Origin of the sequence: Pseudomonas sp. Ost2 (assembly GCF_018326065.1) — a bacterium.
Lineage (GTDB): Bacteria > Pseudomonadota > Gammaproteobacteria > Pseudomonadales > Pseudomonadaceae > Aquipseudomonas > Aquipseudomonas gingeri.
Genome location: NZ_AP021904.1, coordinates 4234529 through 4254951, shown reverse-complemented (window position 1 = coordinate 4254951; position 20423 = coordinate 4234529). Strand labels below are relative to the sequence as shown.

Sequence of the window (20423 nt, the reverse complement as noted above, 5' to 3'; positions counted from 1 at the left end):
CATGCGCCTGACCTTGCTCGGCACCGGCGATGCTCGCCAGGTGCCGGTGTATGGCTGCGACTGCCGGGCCTGCGTCGCGGCCCGCCAACAGCCGGCGCTGCGGCGCCTGCCCTGCAGCGCCCTGGTGGAATGCGGCGACCAGCGCTGGCTGATCGACAGCGGCCTGCCGGACCTCACCGAGCGTTTTGCGCCGCGCAGTTTCAGCGGCATCCTGCAGACCCATTACCACGCTGATCACGCCCAGGGCCTGCTGCATCTGCGCTGGGGCCAGGGCCTGGTGATCCCGGTGCACGGCCCGGCCGATCCGGAAGGGCTGTCGGACCTCTACAAGCATCCGGGGATTCTCGATTTCAGCCAGCCGTTCGCCGCCTTCGAAACCCGCCAGTTGGGGGCGCTGGGCGTCACGGCGCTACCGTTGGTGCATTCCAGGCCGACCCTGGGTTATCTGCTGGAAGGCGAGGGCCGCCGCATTGCCTATCTCACCGACACTGTTGGCCTGCCCGCCGAGACCGAGGTCTTCCTGCAGGCGCGACCGCTGGATCTGCTGGTGCTGGACTGCTCGATGCCGCCGCAGCCCCAGGCCCCGCGCAATCACAACGACCTGAACCTGGCGCTGGCGACGATTGCGACGTTGAACCCGGCGCAGGCGGTGCTGACCCATGTCGGCCACACGCTGGATGCCTGGCTGCTGGATCACGCCGGGACGTTGCCGGCCTCGGTGCTGGTCGCCAGGGATGGCATGACGCTGTAGGCGTCGTTGACCAGGACTTCGCGGAAGGTCGCCACCAGTGGTCGCAGGTTGATCCGATGCCAGGCGGCCCACAGCGGGGTGGTATAGAACAGCCACGGCAGTTCCCGCAGCACCACGCCTTGCGGGGCGTTGTGGCGCAGGCTCCGCTGGATCATCGTCAGGCCCAGGCCCGCCGCCACCAGGCCGAGGGCGGTCAGCGGCTCGCTGGCTTCCAGGCGGATATCCGGGTTGAAACCGGCCTTGATGCAGGCCGAGACGAAGTCATCCTGCTTACCCGCATTTTGCCGATGTTGCACGGCAATCCATTCCTGGCCGGGGAAATCCTCCGGACGCAGTTCGTCGAGCAGGGCCAGCGGGTGCTGTTCAGGCAGGGCCAGCAGCATCGGGTCGTCCAGCACCCGGGCGCTGTTCAGGTCGGGGTCGTCCGCCACCGGCGGTTCGCTGGCCAGGGCAATATCCAGGCTGCGCTGGCGCAGGCCCTCCAATTGTTCCGCCGAGTTCAGGCTGTACAGCGCGATATGCACCCCGGGCCGGGCCGTGCGCAGGGTCCGCAAGGCATCCGGCAGCACCCCCGAGTGCATGGCGTTCTCGATATAGCCGATGCACAGGCCGCCTTCTTCCCCCCGACCCAGGCGCCGCCCCAGGGACTCCAGGCGGTTGGCGTGGGTCAGGAAGGCGCGGGTCTCGGCGAGGAAGGTCTGGCCGTCGACGGTCAGGCGAATGCGCTGCTGGCTGCGCTCGAACAGCGTCAGCCCGAGGCGTTCCTCCAGCTGGGCGATCTGCCGGCTGAGGGGCGATTGCGAGATGTGCAGACGCTCTGCGGCGCGGCCGACGTGCTCTTCTTCGGCGACCACGACGAAGTAGCGGAGTTGGCGTAGATCGATCATGTCAGACCTCGAAGGACTCAAGTGGCGCAAATTATGTCTTGGACGGTCAAAAGTTCGCAACCTAGTATTTGTCCCGACACCGCGATCGATGCCGCCCCTCGCGAACAAGCTGGCACCTGCTGAGGGCAAGGCGTGATCCCTTTTATCGAGCTTGAAGGAGTCCATTCATGAGTATCAGAGACAAACTGCAAGGTCCCCTGGGTTTTGGTACCGCCCCGCTGGGCAACATGTTCCGGGCCATTCCCGAGGACGAAGCGCTCGCCACCGTCGACGCCGCCTGGGAGCAGGGTGTGCGTTACTTCGACACCGCGCCGTTCTACGGTTCCGGGTTGTCGGAGATCCGCCTCGGCGAGGCCCTGGCCAGGCATCCGCGGGACCAGTATGTGCTGAGCAGCAAGGTCGGCCGGGTGATCCTCGACGAAGTCGAAGACGTCGCTGCCCGTGATCTGGGCGAGAAGGCCGGGGTGTTCGCCCATGGCCGGCCGAACAAGATCGTCAACGACTACTCCGCCGATGCCACGCTGCGTTCCATCGAGGACAGCCTCAAGCGCCTGCGCACCGATCGCCTGGATATCGTCTGGGTTCACGATATCGCCCAGGACTTCTATGGCGACGAATGGCTGGAATACTTCAACGTGGCCCGCAAGGGCGCATTCCGGGTGCTGAGCCGGCTGCGCGAAGAAGGCGTGATCAAGGCTTGGGGCCTGGGGGTGAACAAGGTCGAGCCGTGCGAGCTGACCCTGCAACTGGCCGAGGCGCAGCCGGACGGTTTCCTGCTCGCCGGCCGCTACACCCTGCTGGACCATGAGCGTGCCTTGCAGCGGCTGATGCCGGAAGCGGCGGCGCAGAACGTCGATATCGTCGTCGGCGGTCCCTACAGCTCCGGTGTGCTGGCCGGAGGCACGAATTTCGAATACCAGCCGGCGTCGCCGCAGATTCTGGCTAAAGTTGAACGGATCAAGGCAATTGCCCGGGACTTCGGCGTGGACATCAAGGCTGCGGCGTTGCAGTTCTCCCTGGCCAACCCGGCAGTGGCGGCGGTGATTCCCGGGTCGAGCCGGCCAGGGCGGATTGTCGAGGATGTGGCGGCGTTGCAGGTGAAGATCCCGGCCGAATTCTGGCAGGCCCTGCGCAGCGCGGGGCTGGTGGCGGGTAACGCGCCGTTGCCGCTGAGCTGACAGCACGGGAAAGCCCTGATGATCGTGAGGATCGTTCCCACGCTCCGCGTGGGAATGCCTCTAGGGACGCTCCGCGTCCGCTCTTGTGACGCAGAGCGTCACGGGCTGCATGCCCACGCGGAGCGTGGGAACGATCGGTAACCTGTGAAGCTTGCAGCGGTTTCACGGGTCTCTTCGCCGGCAAGCCGGGCTCCTACAGGGGCCGTGTCCGGCTTGATACCGCTTTATTCATTCAATCGAGGTTCTCATGCAGATCAATCTTTCCAACAAGGTCGCCATTGTCAGCGGCTCCACCGCCGGTATCGGCCTGGGCATCGGCAAGGGCCTGGCGGGCGCCGGCGCGACAGTGGTGATCGTCGGCCGCCAGCAGGCCAAGGTCGACGAGGCCATCGCGGTCATTCTCGCCGCGCATCCCGAGGCCAAGGTCCGCGGCCTGGCCGCCGACCTCGGCACGGCCGCCGGCGCCGAGGCGCTGTTCCGGGCCGAGCCGGACGCCGACATCCTGGTCAACAACCTGGGGATCTTCAACGATGTCGATTTCTTCGACACCCCGGATGAAGAGTGGACGCGTTTCTACGAGGTCAATGTGATCTCCGGCGTACGCCTGTCGCGGCACTACACCCCGGCGATGGTCAAGCGCGGCTGGGGACGGGTGCTGTTCGTCTCCTCCGAATCGGGTATCGCCACTCCCGCCGATATGATCAACTACGGTGTCACCAAAAGCGCCAACCTGGCCGTCTCCCATGGCCTGGCCAAGCGCCTGGCGGGCAGTGGCGTGACGGTCAACGCGATCCTCCCCGGGCCGACCTTTACCGACGGCCTGGAAGAGATGCTCAAGGACGCTACCGCCGCGTCGGGGCGCAGTGCCCGGGAAGAGGCCGACGTTTTCGTCAAGGCCGCCCGGCCGACTTCTATCATCCAGCGGGCAGCGGATGTCGAGGAAGTGGCCAACCTGGCCGTGTACCTCGCGTCACCGCTGTCTTCCGCCACCACCGGCGCCGCGCTGCGGGTCGACGGTGGTGTTGTCGATAGCCTGGCTATCTGAGGTTTTTCCGGAGAATTTTCATGGCTGCAACATCCGTTACGATTGAAATCCCCGCGACACCCGAGCAGGTCTGGCAATTGATGGGCGGCTTCGATTCGCTGCCCGACTGGCTGCCGTTCATTCCCCGCAGCAGCCTGAGCGAAGGCGGGCGGCTGCGGACCCTGCAGACCGCCGATGGCGGCACCGTGGTCGAGCGCCTGGAAGCCTTCGACAACCGGGCCCGGCGCTACAGCTATTCCATCGAGCAGGCGCCGTTCCCCGCCACCGACTACCTGGCGACCCTGCAGGTCCGCGAGGGCAGTACCCCACAGACGGCCATTGTCGAATGGGCCGGTATCTTCACCCCGGTCGGGGTCAGCGAAGAGGAAGTGGTGGCGCTGTTCCACGGCATCTACAGCGGTGGCCTGGCGGCACTGAAAGCCAACTTCCCCGATTGATCGACGGTGCAAAAACGTCCGCACTGGCCTATAACGGCAGTCATCGTGAAGCCCGATCCGGCGATTCGCCGGTCGGGCTTTGTCTTGAGTGAGGTTATCGATGTTGCGTATTCGCGGGCTGAGTAAAGCCTATGCCACCGCCCAGGGGCCGTTGGCCGTGCTGCAGGGCGTCGACCTGGAGCTGGAGCAGGGGGCGAGCCTGGCCCTGATGGGCGAGTCCGGCAGTGGCAAGAGCACCTTGCTGCACCTGGTGGCCGGGCTGGATCGGGCCGATGCCGGTGCGATCGAGATCGCCGGGCGCGATCTGTGCCAGTTGAACGAAGTCCAGCTGGCGAGCTGGCGGCGCCACGACATCGGCCTGATCTTCCAGCAGTTCAACCTGATTCCCAGCCTGACCGTGGCCGACAACCTGGCCTTCCAGGCGCGTCTGGCCGGCCGGCACGATCCGCGCTGGCAGGACGAACTGGTGGAACGTCTCGGCCTGGCGCAGACCCTGTCGCGCTACCCCGAGCAACTGTCCGGCGGCCAGCAACAGCGGGTGGCCCTGGGACGGGCGTTGGCGGCGAAGCCACCGCTGATACTCGCCGACGAACCCACAGGCAGCCTCGACGAGAGCACCAGCGACGAAGTGCTGGGGCTGTTGCTGGACCTGTTGGCCGACAACGGCACCAGCCTGCTGATGGTCACCCACAGCGAGCGCATGGCCAGCCGGCTGCAACGCCGGGTGCGCCTGCACAGCGGCCGCCTGAGCGAGCTGTCGGGGGCATGAGGAGCTTCTATTGGGCCTTGCGCGCGTTGCTCAGCCACTGGTGGCGCCATCGGGTGCAGTTGTGCAGCGTGCTGGCCGGACTGTGGCTGGCGACGGCGTTACTGACCGGCGTGCAGGCCCTCAACAGCCAGGCCCGGGAGAGTTATGCGCGGGCCAGCCAGTTGATCGGCGGGACGGCGCCTTATCGTCTGGTCAGCCGTGATGGCGGGCGCTTCGAGCAGCAGTTGTTTGTCCGGTTGCGTTTGGCGGGCTGGCCGGTTTCGCCGCTGTTGCAAGGCCGGCTGGAGCTGGAAGATCCCCGCCATCCCGGGCATGTCCAGCGCCTGCAGGTGCTGGGCATCGATCCGGTCAGCCTGCCCCAGGGCAGCACCCTGGCCGGTCAGGCGGTGGACAGCGGGCAGCTGCTGGCGTTTATCGGCGTGCCCGGACAAACCTGGGTCGCGCCCGATACCTTGCAGCGCCTGGGCTTGAAGGTCGGCGAGCGTCCCCGTGATCCCGAGGGGCAGTTACTGCCGCCGTTGGCCTTGCGGCCGCAACTGCCGCCGGGCCTGTTGCTGATGGATATCGGTGCCGCGCAACGGGTACTGAAGGCGCCGGAGCAACTCTCGCAGTTGTTGCTGGCGACGGATTTCGCTCGCGGTGAACCGGCCTTGCCGGCGGATCTGGCGAGCCGCCTGCGGTTGCAGGCGCCGGGTGATGAAAGTGACTTGGCGCGCCTGACCGAGAGCTTTCATCTCAATCTCAGCGCACTGGGATTCCTGGCGTTTATCGTCGGACTGTTTATCGTCCACGGCGCTATCGGCCTGGCCCTGGAGCAGCGTCGCGGCCTGCTGCGCACCCTGCGTTCGTGTGGCGTCAGCGCCCGCTGCCTGCTCAGTGCCTTGACCGTGGAACTGCTGGGATTCGCCCTGGTCGGCGGTGTGCTTGGCGTGGTCAGTGGCTATGGCCTGGCGAGCCTGCTGTTGCCGGATGTGGCGGCCAGTCTGCGCGGCCTTTATGGCGCCGAAGTGGCGGGCAGCCTGAACCTGCCGCCGAGCGACTGGTTGGCGGGCCTGGGCCTGTCCCTGGGCGGTGCCTTGCTCGCGGGGGCCGGCAGTGTCTGGCGCGCCGCGCGCCTGCCGTTGCTGGCGCTGGCCCAGGCCGAAGCCTGGCGGTCGGCACAGGCCCGGCGCCTGCGCCAGCAGGCCTGGCTGGCCGGGTTGCTGGCAATGGTGGTGCTGGCCTGTATTGCCTGGGGTGACAGCCTGGCCAGCGGCTTTGTCCTGATGGCCGCGTTGTTGATGGCGGCGGCCTTGCTGCTGCCGGTGTGCCTGAACGCCATTCTCGGCAGCGTGCTGCCGGCCTGTCGCCGGCCCTTGAGCCAGTGGTTTGTCGCCGACAGCCGCCAGCAATTGCCGGCCCTGAGCCTGGCGCTGATGGCGTTGCTGCTGGCCTTGGCCGCGAACATCGGCGTGGGCAGCATGACCTCGGGGTTTCGCCAGACCTTCACCAGCTGGCTCGACCAGCGTTTGGCCGCGCAGTTGTATATCACCCCGCAAGGACCCGAGCAGGACGCGCAACTGGAGCGCTGGCTGGCCGAGCGTCGCGACGTTCAGGCGCTGCTGCCCGGCTGGGACGTCGAGATCAGCCTGCAGGGCTGGCCGATCCAGGTGCGCGGGATACCCGATGTGCCCATCTATCGCCAGCACTGGCCTTTGCTGGAGGCGCGTGACGATGCCTGGCAGCGTTGGGCGGCGGGCGAGGGTGTGATGATCAGCGAGCAACTGGCGCGGCACCTCAAGCTGGCGCTCGGCCAGCCCCTGGTGCTGCCGACCCCGAGGGGCGACTGGTCGCTGCCGGTGCTGGCCGTGTATGCCGACTATGGCAACCCCAAGGGCCATCTGCTGCTCGAAGGCCGGGCGTTGCAGGCCTATTGGCCGGGGCTGCGACCGAGTCGCTACAGCTTGCTGGCAGAGCCCGAGGCCGTGGCGCCGCTCAAGCGCGAGTTGCAGCAGGCCTTCCACTTCGACGAGACCCATCTGATCGACCAGAGCGAACTCAAGGATGCCGCCGGCAAGGTCTTCGAACGCACCTTCGCGGCGACCGCGGCCCTCAACAGCCTGACCCTGGGCGTGGCCGGCGTGGCGTTGTTCATCAGCCTGCTGAGCCTGAGCGAAAGTCGCCTGGGGCAACTGGCGCCGCTGTGGGCGTTGGGCGTCGCCCGCCGGCAGCTGTTGTTGCTGAGCCTGGGGCAGACCCTGCTGCTGGCCTCGATCACCTTGCTGCTGGCGATTCCCCTGGGGCTGGCGCTGGCCTGGTGCCTGGTGGCGGTGGTGAATGTCCAGGCGTTCGGTTGGCGCCTGCCGATGCAGGTCTTTCCCTGGCAGTTGCTGCAACTGTCGGTGCTGGCGCTGCTGGTGACCCTGGTTGCTGCCGCCTGGCCCCTGTGGAAACTGCTGCGGGTGCGGCCGGTGGAATTGTTGAGGACCTTTGCCAATGAACGCTAGGGGTCTGTTGCCACTGTTGTTCGGCCTGTTGCTGGGGGCCTGCGATCAGGCACCGCCGGCCGGGTCCGAAGGCTTTGCCGGGCTCGGTGCGACCGCCGCCGGGTATGCCCAGGTGGTGCCCGGTCAACCGCTGGTGTTTCCCCGTGATCACGGTGCGCACGGCGACTACCGCATCGAGTGGTGGTATGTCACCGCCAATCTCGAGGATGCCGAGGGCCATTCCTACGGCGTGCAATGGACCCTGTTCCGCAATGCCTTGCAGGTGCCCGGCCAGTTGACCGGCTGGAGCGAACCGACCTTGTGGATGGGTCATGCGGCCCTGACCAGCGAGCACGGCCATCACTACGCCCAGGCTCTGGCCCGGGGCGGGGTAGGTACCGCCGGGGTGGAGGCCGAGCCCTTGAAAGCCTGGATCGACGACTGGCAGTTTCACGCTCTGTCCCCGGCCAACCAGGGCCTGGGCGATATGCAGATGACGGCCCGTGGCAGTGACTTCGCCTACCGGCTGAACCTGCGCAGCGAGCGCCCATTGGTCTTGCAGGGCGATCACGGCTACAGCCTCAAGTCCGGCAAGGGACAGGCGTCGTGGTACTACAGCCAACCGTATTTCCAGGTGAGCGGCAGCCTGCAGGTCGACGGCCGTGAAGTCCGGGTGAAGGGGCAGGCCTGGCTCGACCGCGAATGGAGCAGCCAGCCGCTGGCCGCCGACCAGTCGGGCTGGGACTGGTTCTCCCTGCACCTGGCCGATGGTGCCAAAGTCATGCTGTTCCAGGTCCGGCAGACGGACGGCCAGCGCTACCGTGCCGGCACCTGGATCAGTGCCGATGGCCAGGCCCAGGCATTGCGGGGCGACGAGATCATCCTGACGCCGGGACGGATCGCCGAGGTGGCCGGACGCCGTTTACCGGTGGAGTGGCGACTGGAGATCCCGGGCAAACAGTTGCGCATCGACACCCGTCCTCTGCGGGACGATGCCTGGATGGGCACCGCGTTTCCCTACTGGGAAGGTCCGATCAGTTTCACCGGCAGCCAGACGGGCGTGGGGTATCTGGAAATGACCGGGTATTGAGGGGCCAAACAGCCGGAAAGGCCGGCAAACGAGCGAGAGATGCCGTGACAACGTGCTCTTCTGGTGGAAAAACCGGATAATGCCGGCCAAATTATTTAGCTCGTTATAGTGGTAATTCCCGCATGGAAATCAAGGTTAATTTTCTCGACAACCTTCGACTTGAAGCCAAGTTCGATGACTTCACGGTGGTGGCCGATCAACCTATCCGCTATAAGGGCGACGGCTCGGCCCCGGGTCCGTTCGATTATTTCCTGGCTTCTTCGGCGTTGTGCGCCGCCTATTTCGTCAAGCTGTACTGCCAGACGCGCAATATTCCCACCGAGAACATCCGCCTCTCGCAGAACAACATCGTCGATCCGGAAAACCGCTACAACCAGATCTTCAAGATCCAGGTCGAGTTGCCGGCGGATATCTCGGCCAAGGACCGCCAGGGCATCCTGCGTTCCATCGACCGTTGCACGGTGAAAAAGGTGGTGCAGACCGGCCCCGAGTTCGTGATCGAGGAAGTGGACAACCTCGACGCCGATGCCCAGGCGTTGCTGATGCTCAACTCCGACGCCGAGGCGCTGACCTACATCGCTGGCAAGGACCTGCCGCTGGAGCAGACCATCGCCAACATGTCCGGCCTCCTGGCGGACCTGGGCATGAAGATCGAGATCGCTTCGTGGCGCAATATCGTGCCCAACGTCTGGTCGCTGCATATTCGCGATGCCCACTCGCCGATGTGCTTCACCAACGGCAAGGGCTCGACCAAGGAAGGCGCGCTGGCGTCGGCGCTGGGCGAGTTTATCGAGCGGCTCAACTGCAACTTCTTCTACAACGATCAGTTCTGGGGCGAAGACATCGCCAACGCGGCGTTTGTGCACTACCCGAACGAGCGCTGGTTCAAGCCCGGTCGTAAAGACGCGCTGCCGACCGAGATCCTCGACGAGTACTGCCTGAAGATCTACAACCCCGATGGCGAACTGCGCGGCTCGCACCTGTACGACACCAACTCCGGCAATACCGAGCGCGGCATCTGCTCGTTGCCCTATGTGCGCCAGTCGGACGGCGAAGTGGTGTACTTCCCGTCCAACCTGATCGAGAACCTGTTCCTCAGCAATGGCATGAGTGCCGGCAATACCCTGGCCGAAGCGCAGGTGCAGTGCCTGTCGGAAATCTTCGAGCGGGCGGTGAAACGCGAAATCCTCGAAGGTGAAATGGCCCTGCCGGATGTGCCGCAGGAGGTGCTGGCGAAGTACCCTGGCATCCTGGCCGGCATCCAGGGCCTGGAAGAGCAGGGCTTCCCGGTGCTGGTCAAGGATGCGTCGCTGGGTGGTGAATTCCCGGTGATGTGCGTGACCTTGATGAACCCACGGACCGGCGGTGTATTTGCCTCGTTCGGCGCGCATCCGAGCTTCGAGGTGGCGCTGGAACGCAGTCTGACCGAGTTGCTCCAGGGCCGCAGTTTCGAAGGCCTGAACGATCTGCCGCAGCCGACCTTCGAAGGCCACGCGGTGACCGAGCCGAACAACTTCGTCGAGCACTTTATCGACTCCAGCGGCGTGGTGTCGTGGCGCTTCTTCAGCGCCAGGTCCGATTACGAGTTTGTCGAATGGGACTTCTCCGGCCAGGGTGAAGACTCCAATGCCGAAGAGGCCGCAACGCTGTTCGGCATCCTCGAAGCAATGGGCAAGGAAGTGTACATGGCGGTGTACGACGACCTCGGTGCAACGGCCTGCCGCATCCTGGTACCGGACTATTCGGAGATCTATCCGGTCGACGACCTGATCTGGGACAACACCAACAAGGCCCTGTTCTTCCGCGAGGATATCCTCAACCTGCACAGCCTGGACGATGACGGCCTGCAAGCGCTGGTCGGGCTGCTGGAAGAGAGCGAGCTGGACGACTACACCGACATCACCACCCTGATCGGCATCGAGTTCGACGACAACACCGCCTGGGGCCAGTTGACCATCCTGGAGTTGAAGCTGCTGATCCATCTCGCCTTGCAGCATTACGACGAGGCGAAGGAGCTGGTGGAAACCTTCCTGCAGTACAACGACAACACCGTCGAGCGCGGGCTGTTTTACCAGGCCGTGAATGCGGTGCTGGAAATGCACCTGGACGAGGATCTGCAGCTGGAAGACTACGAAGCCAACTTCCGTCGCATGTTCGGCAACGAGCGTATGGACACGGTGATCGGCTCGGTGAACGGCAGTGTGCGCTTCCATGGCCTGACGCCGACCAGTATGAAACTGGAAGGGCTCGACCGGCATCAGCGGCTGATCGACAGCTACAAGAAACTGCACGCGGCGCGGGCCCGGGCGGCGGGTCTGGCGAGCTGACAGCGCTGACAAGAAAAGCACCTGCGGGTGCTTTTTTTGTGTCTGGCGTCTTCAGATGAGAAACGTTGTGAATTGTTGTGAAGGCGCCGAGGAGTGGCCATTGGCCCATGCTACCGTCTGTGACTCGTGATCGTCATTGCGGCGATATCAGTCATTCCATCGAGGGAGCAGCGCCGATGTCTACTACCGTATCACCCGCTGGTAGCGGGCCGAGCAGTCCGAAAGCGTCAAGTTCCGTGTTTGACAGCACGCTGGACACGGCCAAGTCCAGCCAGGTCATTGCCGACTACATGCGCAAGAATGGCAAGTCGGCGATCACCAAGCAGGAGCTTTCTCAACTGGCCAACGACACCTCGGGCAAGGTTCCCGCCAACGTCTCCGAAGCGGCCAAGTACATGGAGCGCCATCCCGACGTCTTTACCGCCATCGAAACCCATGACGTGGCCGGGGCCGACAACCTGTCCGGCGTCTGGAACTTCGACTGGGCCGCCAACGGTGGGCTCAAGGGCACGGCGACCGACGCCATCGCCAAGATGCAGGACACCTTCGATATGGCGATCGCCAAGTCGGCGAAAATCACCGAACTCAGCACGGCCAAAAAGGCTGAGCTGGATGCGACCAAGCAACGGCCCAGTAACTGAGTCCTGGCTTGCTGCGCTGATCGTTCCCACGCTCCGCGTGGTAACGCAACCCGTGACGCTCTGCGTCACATCACACATACCGGCAAAAGAAACGGGAAGCCTTTACCGATCGTTCCCACGCTCTGCGTGGGAATGCAGCCCGTGACGCTCTGCGTCACCTCACACATACCGGCAAAAAGAACGGGAAGCCTTTGCCGATCGTTCCCACGCTCCGCGTGGGAATGCAGCCCGTGACGCTCAGCGTCACATCACAGATGCCGGCAAAAGAAACGGGAAGCCTTTGCCGATTGTTCCCACGCTCCGCGTGGGAATGCAGCCCGTGACGCTCTGCGTCACATCACACATGTCGGCAAAAGAAACGGGAAGCCTTGCTTCCCGTTCATCCCTGAGCGCTGTCAGCCACCGATGCTGGCGGGCTGCTTATCCAGCACCGCATCGATCCACACCTGCGCCATCTCGATCAAATGCACCACACCCATCGCCACCTTGCGGTTTGCCCCGGTCTGGTTGTCGGCGTTTTCATAGGCGGTGGCCGCGGCGGATTGCAGGAGTGAATAGGCGTTTACCAGGGCGTCTTCCTGGGTTGCCAGGGCGGAGAGCTGATTGGAGGGTGGTGTGATAGGTACGGGTTTCGATATGGCCTTCGGCCCGAGGTTGTAGTGGGAGAGGGCGCGGTCGGCAAGCCGAGCGTCGATGTTGGTGCTGGGCGTTGCAGGCGGGTTGGGGGTGGGTTTGAACATGGTTTCGATACTCCTAGTGCAAGTTAAGGAGCCGTCACCATCGCTACCAAACGATTCAGGGGTGGCGGCCGTACGCAGGTTGGTAGACCGGTGCACTAGGAACCCGGCGCGTCCGAGGACGCCCTGCGCACGGCCACCATAAAGCCTAGGCCGAAAAAAAGCGCCTTGCTCAAGGTGGCGCTTTGCGCCTAGTTACACCGAGGGCTACCAAACCCTGTCACTGATGTGCAGTGACGAGTCGAAGCCTAGCGGTGTGATCAGGCGCAAACAAGCGCTCGGGATTTTCTAGGAAATTTCAGGCGAGGGAAAGGGAGTTGTCTTGCGGTTTCGCGAATTGGGGAGCAGGAATGGGCGTTCTCAAGCCCCGATTTCGGCCAAGAGCAGACTCTAATGAACTTTCTTCATTATCCCAAACCGGCCGTTCGCAGCGCCTATGAAACCCTGGGCGATTCAGGTTGACGGCCTATCGCGATAAGGACACCGTAGCATGACATTTTGCGAATGAGTCAGACGGAACTCATTCGCCGACACAAGATAAGTTTAGCTCTCGATCGTTGCGAGTCTCCCGTAATAATACGATACCGCAGGATCACGCTCGGGGATGGTCTCAGGCATGCCGAGGGTCTGGAATTTCTTAACAGCTTCAAGCTCTGGTTTCTGATCGTCGCGCAGCCTCCAGTAGAGAGAGCTATATTTGAACAGCTGAAGCAGGTTGATATAGTCGTTATTTTGCTCGAAAGCTGCCCAGAGGATACGATGACATTTCGAATGAAGACTCGTTAAGTTGTCGTGATACAGATGATGGTAGATGCTGATTAGCGCGGAGATTTCCACGGGTTCGAGTAACCCACGGACTTTCAGTAGTGAATCTGCGTAGCCTAGTGTCGCCCGGATTTGATTGTATAGATCCTTATTCTCGTGACAGTACTCGACAAGCTCCTTAAGCATGTCGACCTTCGCAGAGTCTTCCTCGATCTCATCGGCGCGATCTAGCTCGATGTTGGAATACAGCGTGCTGGCTTTGCTCTTTGCTTTCGCCTGGATCTTTGAAATCTCAGCTTCTTTGGTTGCTAGATCACCGTGTTTGAGTGCGATGTGGGAGGCTTGCATCGCGACGCTGCCCTTTGTCACTTTTTGTGCTTGGGTAGCGTACTCCAGCGCTCGGGTGTGGTCTTTTCTCGACGAATAGATCATCGCAATCTGTAGCTTGATCGAACCTACCAGCTTGGGCTGTTTAATGTGGTCTAGGCAGTCCAGTAACATCTGTAGTGCTTCGTCTTTGGTGGCTTTGTCACCGACCATCCGTATTGATTGCGCGCACAGGTAAATGAAGAACCAATACTTTTCGTCTTTATCCCGGCTTCCAAGTGTCGACTTTAGTGCGATGTATAAATCCTGCACAACCTTGTAATAAGATTTTTTACTTACTGTTGCGCTGAATTGCGACGCCAGTTCCATCCCAACGGCCCGCCACCTTTCGTTGGTCCTACTTTCCGCAAAGATTTCAACTATGAAGTATTTGGCGTTATTGATCTCCGACGATTTCTCGCTGATGTCGTTAGCCTTAAAAACGTGGTGAAGCTTCGGCTCCTGAGTTTCCCAATCGTCACCGAAATAAAGCTGGTAGGCCTGTGTCTTGATTTTCGCGATTTCTTTGGGCTTAGTCTCCTGGGCGAGCCACTGCCTCACAGGGCGTGTGACAATGAGCCGTTTTTTAGACCCTCTAGTACCGGTGTGACCGAAGCTATCCTGATCCTCTACGTAAATGAACCCCTCGCGTTGAAGGATTACCACGTGATCAATCGTATATTTCTTCGATTTGTCAACGCGTTTGATATTGTCTAGGTATTCGCCGTAGGGGAACGCGGAAAGGCTTTTGAGCAGCGAAAACGCATAGCGCTTTTCGATTTCCTTCGCTGCCGACAGCGCTTTGATGGAATCACCGAAGCGACCTGTCAGGTTGATCCGTGAGCTGCCACGTTCACTAATAATTTCTTCCAAAGAGGCGACCACTAGCTTTTCAAGCGCCACCTTGATAATCCGAGGGACGCCGTTGGTGTGTTCAAAAAGCTGATTGAAATCATCGTTACCCAGACCGCCTTGATAGAGGGGATGTGATTCAATATACGCTCTAGTATCAGCACCATCCAGAGCCGTTAGTTCCAGCGCCTCATTTCTCCAAACAGGCAGATTACGGCTCGTCAGAATCACCCGCAAATTCGGGCAAAAGGACGTCAGAATGTCCGTTAGGCTGAGCAGATCAGTGTGAAGGCTTTCCTTGTCTTGACAAGTGTCAAGCGGAACGTCTCGGAGTATCAGGTAAGAATTGTCGATGAGCGATAAGCTGCTACAGAAAGACTCGAACGAAGCGCCCAGAAGCTCTTCAATCTGACTATAAAAGGACGCTTTGTCGGTGTAGTTGCTAATATTGACCGAATAGACTTTGTTGGTGTTGTTCGATACCCGCGCGATTAGCGCCGACATAAATTCGTCTTCACCCATTCCCCAGTCAGCCGCCAACCACAAGCGTCTATGAAGCTTAAGGATCTGCTCAGCCTGAAATGACTGAGCATGCCTGACACCGTGAGCTTGAGGGGCTGGGGGTAGAGGGTTGTGAATACCATCCAGAGCAGCGGTCTTTTGTCCTTGCTCCATGCGCTGAATAGTGGGGCTACCTAGCAGGTCTGGGTACGCCTCAGGGTTCTGACTTATAACTTCGCGGAACAGTCCATCAAGAAACGGGCCCAAAGAAGCATTGTCTGTACCGAAGCCGATTGGTTCTACGATATTTTTCCATGCCGGGTCCGTTTTACGGGCAGTTACATCTGAGTCTTTGACCAAAGCAAAAGTTGAGAGCTGGGTAGTTTTAAGTTCTTCTCTCAGCCAGCTCAGTGTTTTGTCGAAATTGGGATCTTCAAATGTGCCACCGCAACCTACAAATACCAAATTTTCAAAAACTGTCAGATGCTGTTGGAAGAAGTTGCGGGTGCTGCTTTGTATAGTGGTTCGATAATCTTGGCTGCTCAGGATGCAGGTGTCGGGTTTCTTCCAGTGGCCATGCAGATGGAGAATTCCTTTACGCTCGCCTTTGAACCACTCGATGACTTCGTCTGACTCAGTCAAGTACACGGGCGAGAGATTGGTGACATTCTCTAGCAGTGAGTCATAGTTGAGAGTGCAAATTTTTACGCCTGCGTCTGCCAAAGCCTTGACGGTATTGGCAAGTGCCTGATTGTGAACTTGAACCTCACCGAACTCTTTTTTCAGCCACTTGGTGTAATCGAAACCATCACCGTCGGACAGGCGATCCGAAAGGAAACCTGCCACATGCAATATCTCGGAGGTGTTCGGTGATCCGTCCAAAAGCGTAAGCCAGGTGTCCGCCTTGGACTGTGGGATTTTCCCAATCTCGACTGCGTAAAGAAACCCGGATCGAATCAGCCCAGTCCAGGCGAGCTGAGAGTAATTTCCATTGGTCAACCCCATACTCATGCCTGTGCCGACAACAAGTATGGTGTCTTTGCTCGGCTTGATGCGATTGCTTGCGTGTTCCAGATCGACAGCTGTGTTGTTCATATCCATTGTCAAAGCTTCCAAGTGGAAATGCTGAGGTGCTCACGTAGCAGAGCTGGGCGCAGCAGTGCTTTTTAGCATTAAGTGGTGAAGTTGACGCTTATCATTTATAGGGCGCGCATGAGCGATATCAGAAAATTTTCCAGTCGATATGGCACCAATTCAGATTTTATAGATTAAGAAATCCCGTCGGCACGCTGATGCTCAAGTGAAATCATGAGCTTCTGTTGACCTTCGTTACCTCGGCAGACGCAAATCAGCGCCCTACTTGATGGGGCCTCGATCGCGTAGGAAGCGTAGACGGGCTTGGTAAGCATAGCCATTGGAGGGGTGAACTAATTTCCGCCACCGTCTGAAGCTACGTCCGCTCATGGCCGATTGCTGCCGGTTACGACCGATAGAAAACAGCCAGAGATCCCCTGGTATGGCTATCGCGTGTCGGTCGCGCTGGGAGTCCAGTCCTCGTAGAGGTTGCATCTTGAGCCAGCCTCGTGCGGCATACATCGAGGTGAAGTCGAGCGCCTGTGCATCCGCCGAGGTGGCGATGGCGCTCGTCGGGATAGAGACCGACACCGGAGACGCCGTACGTGCCGGCCACGCCAGGCGCTTCCTCATGGAGAGGCATGACGTCATGACTTTCCAGGGCCGCACTCTTGATGGCTCTACCGCTTGAGCCCGCAGTTCGAAGAAGCCTTATACTGGCGGTCCGCAGCAAGACTTCATCGCGAATACGGCGAATGGAAAAGGACCTGCATTCACTGAGCAAGAGAGCGATCCCATGTTATCTGCACAACAGGCCTGCACTATCGTGCTCGCCCTATACGACGGCGTTCTCAGGGATGGGGAACCTGAGCGTTTTGTCATTCAGTCTTGTGAGCTGTCCGCGAATGGCGACTATTGGGTGGTTCGTAGCAATAGCGAAGATTGTGTCGTGCGCGGTATGACGGAATATTGCTACGTCGGCGTCGACGCCCACTTGGTCGACGTCATTAGCGGAGCGATTGAGACGGTCGCCAGTGGTGGCAGTGTTGAGGAATACCTGCAAGACCTGTATGACCTGCGTGCGGCGGCAGGTCATTTGTATGTGCTGACCCCAGCATTTTTCGTCGACGATAAACCCGCGATGATCAACTTGCGGCAAAAACTGGCGCGCACCTATCCGCAAACGCTGACTCTGCTTTCAGGAGAGCGCCGGCAATGGCTCACCGGTAGGCGCAGGCACCTTCAAGATGCACAGCGACTGCTGGCGGACCACGGGGTAGCGACAAATGTCGAACTGTTACCCGACGCGGCTGGAGCGATATGCATAGGGGTCGAACATTGGCACATCGATGCCGTGCTCAAGGCCATTCGCAACAGACTGCTCTAAACGCCCGGTGTTCTCAATCGGCCTCGTCACTGCCTGACGAAGACAGCTTGGCATGCTATATCAGCTGCTACGCTTTTCAGCGTGCCAACACTCTGCAGCGACCCATTACAAAGGTGCATCATCATGACGACCCAACCCCATTCGGCTGGCTGGCGTTTCAAGCTGGGTATCGTGATTCTTTGTCTCATGCTGGGATCGTGGCTGATGGTTCCACTGGTGGCTGCCTTGGGTATGTCGGGGTCAAGAATTGCCGCGCTGACGGGTATCCTGTTTATCAGTAACAAGGTCCTGCTGATCCTGGTTATCGCTGTCATGGGCAAGGCCGGGTTCCAGCAGTTGAAGCGCAGCGTGTTCGGCTACGTGACGTCACTGGCACCGAGCCTGGACACTGAAGTTGGCCCGGTGCGGCATCGCATCGGTCTCGTCATGTTTTGCCTGCCGCTGATCGCGGCCCTTCTTGAACCCTACGTCGATATTATCTGGCCGGGGCTGCGGCCAAACCTCTGGCAGTTTCAGCTGTTGGGCGATCTCATGCTGATCGGCAGTTTTTTTGTGCTGGGGGGCAATTTCTGGGACAAGGTGCGAGCCTTGTTCATTCGCACCGCGCGAGTGGCCACTACCGAAGCGGCGTGACCTGCCTCCTGGCAAGCGTGGTCCATGGCGAGGCCGTGACCCAGAAAGTCTGGTTCAATATTTGAGTCTGGTATCATTCCAGCCTCTGCAAACCGAGTAGAAATACATGAATCGCCGTAAAAAAATAAAGCAGCTTCTGGATGCTCACGCCAAAAAGGCCAGTGCCAAGCTGGCACCGAAGAACAAGCCTAAATACATCAGCAAGGCTGATCGCTTGAAACTGGATGCTGAGTCCAGTCAGGACTCGATCATTTCCTCTGAAAGCTGATCCATGTATTTCAAGCGCCATCGCTCACTGAGCACTGATATCGCTGACCACGCAGAACTCAATCCACCGCAATCAAACTGTCCTTGCACTCCAGAATCAACCGCGCTCCGGCCCGGTCACTGGTACCGATCTCCAGGCTGAAGCCGTGCAGGTTGATGATCGCCGCGACAATCGATAACCCGAGGCCAAAGCCGCTGTGCTGGCTACCGTCGTCGCAGCGATAGAAGCGCTGGAACACCGCGTCGCGCTCGGATGGCGGTATGCCGGGACCCGAGTCCATCACTTCGATCCGCGTACTGCCGCCGTCATTGGCCGCCAGCAACACCACTTCACCGCCCGGTGGCGTGAACTTGATCGAGTTGCTGAGCAGGTTCGCCAGTGCCTCGAACAGCAGGGCGCGGTCGCCGGTGATAAACGGCAGCGCCTCCGGCAGGTCCAGGCGCATGCTGATTTCCGCCTCTTCGGCCAGTGGCAGGTAGAAGTCGTACAACTCGCGTAGCAAAGGCAACGGGTCGAGCACGACAAAACCCGAGCGGCGTTGATGGTCTTCCAGCTCGGAAATCCGCAACAGTCCCTTGAAGCGGGCCATCAGGGTGTCGGTTTCGGCGATCACGCCGTCCAGTTGCAGGGCCTCGGGCGAGTCTTCCGGGGCCTGTTGCTGGATGCGGTAGAGCTGGGCACGCAGGCGGGTGAGGGGCGTGCGCAGGTCGTGGGCGATGTTGTCGCAGACGCCCTTGACCTCGTTCATCAGCCGTTCGATACGATCGAGCATGGCGTTGACGATGGCCGCCAGCATGTCCAGCTCGTCCCGTCGGTTGGACAGCGGCAGGCGATGACCGAGGTCGCCGGCGACGATGGCCTCGGCGCTGGCCTGGATCGCCCGGATCCGGCGGATCGGTTGCCGCCTGAGCAGGTGCCAGCCGGCCACGCCGGGCAGGATGGTCAGCGACACCGCCCAGAACAGCGCGTGCAGGATGATCCGGGTCACGCCGAACAACGAGCCGTTGTCGCGCACCAGCAGCAACCAGCTGCCGTCATGGGTCTGGGTGGCGACGGCGTCGCAGCTGTCCTGGGGCAGGTTGGGGTCGTCGGAGTCGATGCAGTTGGCCAGTTCGTGGATGCGGCCGTCCATGATCAGGTCCGGTGGCATTTCCAGGATTGGCCCGCTGAGGTGCATTTTCTGCGCATTGAACAGGCCGTAGGCGTCCACGCCACGCATGTCGAAGGTCATGCTGGTGGTCAGGGCGTCGACCAACTGCTGGCCCTGGAAGCGTGAGAACAGATGCTGGCGCTGCATCAGCGAATGCCGCGCCAGGGTGTTGAGGTAGCCGGAAACCTCGTAGTAGAGCACGCCCATCAGGCTGCAGCTCCAGGCCACGAAGAGAAAACTGTACAGCGCCAGCATACGGCTGGTGGATGAGCGCCAGCCCTTAGAGGGGTTCGGCAATGACATAACCCGAGCCTCGCACGGTGCGGATCAGTGGCGCCAGGCCCGGACCGTCGATTTTCTTGCGCAGGCGACCGATATGCACGTCAATGAGGTTGGTGCCCGGGTCGAAATGATAACCCCAGACTTCCTCGAAGATCATCATCCGCGACAGGATCTGCCCGGTGTTGCGCATCAGGAATTCCAGCAGCTTGTACTCGGTGGGCAGCAGGCTCAGCAGTTGCTCGGCCCGGGAGGCTTCGCGGCTGATCAGGTTGAGTTCCAGGTCGGCGACCCGCAGCGAGGTTTCGAATTCCCGCGCCGGGCTCTTGCGCCGCAGCAGTACTTCCACCCGCGCGGCCATTTCGTCCGAGGCGAACGGCTTGGTCAGGTAGTCGTCGCCGCCGGCCCGCAGTCCGCGGACGCGCTCGTCGACATCGGACAGGGCGCTGATCATCAGGATCGGCGTGGCGACGCCGATGGTCCGCAGGGTCGTGACGATGGCCAGGCCGTCGAGCTCCGGCAGCATGCGATCGAGGGTGATCAGGTCATAGTCGCCGCTCACGGCGCGCACCAGGCCCTCACGGCCATTGTCCACCCAATCCACTTCAAGCCCGTGGCTGCTCAGCTCGGCCACGATTTCCTTGGCGGTTACAGCATCATCTTCGATGGTCAGGATGCGGGTCATTGCAGTTGCCTCGTACGAACCTTCACAGCAGGTGTGGGATTTTGCCAAGAAAGAGGTGAAGACTTTCTGAATAAATCTTCATGTCGGTCCTGGCGGTCGCTAAGGGGGCGCCCCGAAATCGGATCAGGGCTAGAAA

Annotated in this window: 17 protein-coding genes; 12 read left to right on the top strand and 5 right to left on the bottom strand. The window is 60.9% G+C overall.

What is annotated here, in order from left to right; all coding sequences use genetic code 11:
- The first annotated feature begins 1 nt into the window (after window position 1).
- Complete coding sequence (gene phnP / locus KI243_RS18685; protein WP_103032875.1) at window positions 2-751, top strand: phosphonate metabolism protein PhnP; 750 nt, start codon at window positions 2-4, stop codon at window positions 749-751.
- Here the strand turns inward: phnP and KI243_RS18680 are convergent.
- Complete coding sequence (locus KI243_RS18680) at window positions 694-1638, bottom strand: LysR substrate-binding domain-containing protein (protein WP_212809683.1); 945 nt, start codon at window positions 1636-1638, stop codon at window positions 694-696. The two genes, phnP and KI243_RS18680, sit on opposite strands and share 58 nt — an antisense overlap.
- Before the next feature lie 167 nt (window positions 1639-1805).
- Between KI243_RS18680 and KI243_RS18675 the strand changes: the two genes are divergently transcribed.
- The 8 genes from KI243_RS18675 to KI243_RS18640 all read left to right on the top strand — a co-directional run bounded on the left by KI243_RS18675 (window position 1806) and on the right by KI243_RS18640 (window position 11590).
- Window positions 1806-2816, top strand: a complete 1011-nt coding sequence (locus KI243_RS18675; protein WP_177108027.1) for an aldo/keto reductase — start codon at window positions 1806-1808, stop codon at window positions 2814-2816.
- A 247-nt stretch (window positions 2817-3063) separates the two neighbouring features.
- Window positions 3064-3861 carry an SDR family oxidoreductase gene (locus KI243_RS18670; RefSeq protein ID WP_017127189.1) on the top strand — a complete coding sequence of 266 codons (798 nt, stop codon included), beginning with the start codon at window positions 3064-3066 and terminating at the stop codon, window positions 3859-3861.
- A 20-nt stretch (window positions 3862-3881) separates the two neighbouring features.
- Complete coding sequence (locus KI243_RS18665; RefSeq protein WP_212809681.1) at window positions 3882-4298, top strand: SRPBCC family protein; 417 nt, start codon at window positions 3882-3884, stop codon at window positions 4296-4298.
- A 100-nt stretch (window positions 4299-4398) separates the two neighbouring features.
- Window positions 4399-5067: an ABC transporter ATP-binding protein gene (locus KI243_RS18660; protein WP_212809679.1), complete on the top strand. Its 669-nt coding sequence runs from the start codon at window positions 4399-4401 to the stop codon at window positions 5065-5067.
- Window positions 5064-7553: an FtsX-like permease family protein gene (locus tag KI243_RS18655; protein ID WP_212809677.1), complete on the top strand. Its 2490-nt coding sequence runs from the start codon at window positions 5064-5066 to the stop codon at window positions 7551-7553. Before KI243_RS18660 ends, KI243_RS18655 begins: the two co-directional genes overlap by 4 nt.
- Complete coding sequence (locus tag KI243_RS18650) at window positions 7543-8622, top strand: lipocalin-like domain-containing protein (RefSeq protein WP_042935755.1); 1080 nt, start codon at window positions 7543-7545, stop codon at window positions 8620-8622. Before KI243_RS18655 ends, KI243_RS18650 begins: the two co-directional genes overlap by 11 nt.
- 122 nt (window positions 8623-8744) lie before the next feature.
- Complete coding sequence (locus tag KI243_RS18645; protein WP_212809675.1) at window positions 8745-10949, top strand: OsmC domain/YcaO domain-containing protein; 2205 nt, start codon at window positions 8745-8747, stop codon at window positions 10947-10949.
- Window positions 10950-11125: 176 nt separating this feature from the next.
- Window positions 11126-11590 (top strand): hypothetical protein, encoded by a 465-nt coding sequence (locus KI243_RS18640; protein WP_042935759.1) that lies wholly within the window; start codon window positions 11126-11128, stop codon window positions 11588-11590.
- 395 nt (window positions 11591-11985) lie between these two features.
- On the opposite strand, the gene KI243_RS18635 is transcribed toward KI243_RS18640, so the two are convergent.
- Window positions 11986-12330 carry a hypothetical protein gene (locus tag KI243_RS18635; protein ID WP_212809673.1) on the bottom strand — a complete coding sequence of 115 codons (345 nt, stop codon included), beginning with the start codon at window positions 12328-12330 and terminating at the stop codon, window positions 11986-11988.
- A 540-nt stretch (window positions 12331-12870) separates the two neighbouring features.
- Entirely contained in the window at window positions 12871-15912 is a 3042-nt protein-coding gene (locus tag KI243_RS18630; protein ID WP_212809671.1) for an SIR2 family protein, read from the bottom strand.
- A 769-nt stretch (window positions 15913-16681) separates the two neighbouring features.
- Between KI243_RS18630 and KI243_RS18625 the strand changes: the two genes are divergently transcribed.
- From KI243_RS18625 to KI243_RS18615, 3 genes are all read left to right on the top strand, one after another.
- The gene (locus KI243_RS18625; protein WP_244861740.1) at window positions 16682-17272 is read left to right on the top strand and encodes a hypothetical protein; all 591 of its coding nucleotides are present in this window, start codon (window positions 16682-16684) and stop codon (window positions 17270-17272) included.
- A 123-nt stretch (window positions 17273-17395) separates the two neighbouring features.
- Window positions 17396-17905 (top strand): transporter suffix domain-containing protein, encoded by a 510-nt coding sequence (locus KI243_RS18620; RefSeq protein ID WP_212809669.1) that lies wholly within the window; start codon window positions 17396-17398, stop codon window positions 17903-17905.
- Between the two features lie 106 nt (window positions 17906-18011).
- Entirely contained in the window at window positions 18012-18173 is a 162-nt protein-coding gene (locus KI243_RS18615) for a DUF2986 domain-containing protein (protein ID WP_017126656.1), read from the top strand.
- Window positions 18174-18231: 58 nt separating this feature from the next.
- Here the strand turns inward: KI243_RS18615 and KI243_RS18610 are convergent, their stop codons facing one another.
- Window positions 18232-19626 carry a HAMP domain-containing sensor histidine kinase gene (locus KI243_RS18610; RefSeq protein WP_177066085.1) on the bottom strand — a complete coding sequence of 465 codons (1395 nt, stop codon included), beginning with the start codon at window positions 19624-19626 and terminating at the stop codon, window positions 18232-18234.
- Window positions 19604-20287, bottom strand: coding sequence for a response regulator transcription factor (locus KI243_RS18605; protein ID WP_017126654.1), 684 nt, complete (start codon window positions 20285-20287; stop codon window positions 19604-19606). Before KI243_RS18605 ends, KI243_RS18610 begins: the two co-directional genes overlap by 23 nt.
- Between the last annotated feature and the right edge of the window lie 136 nt (window positions 20288-20423).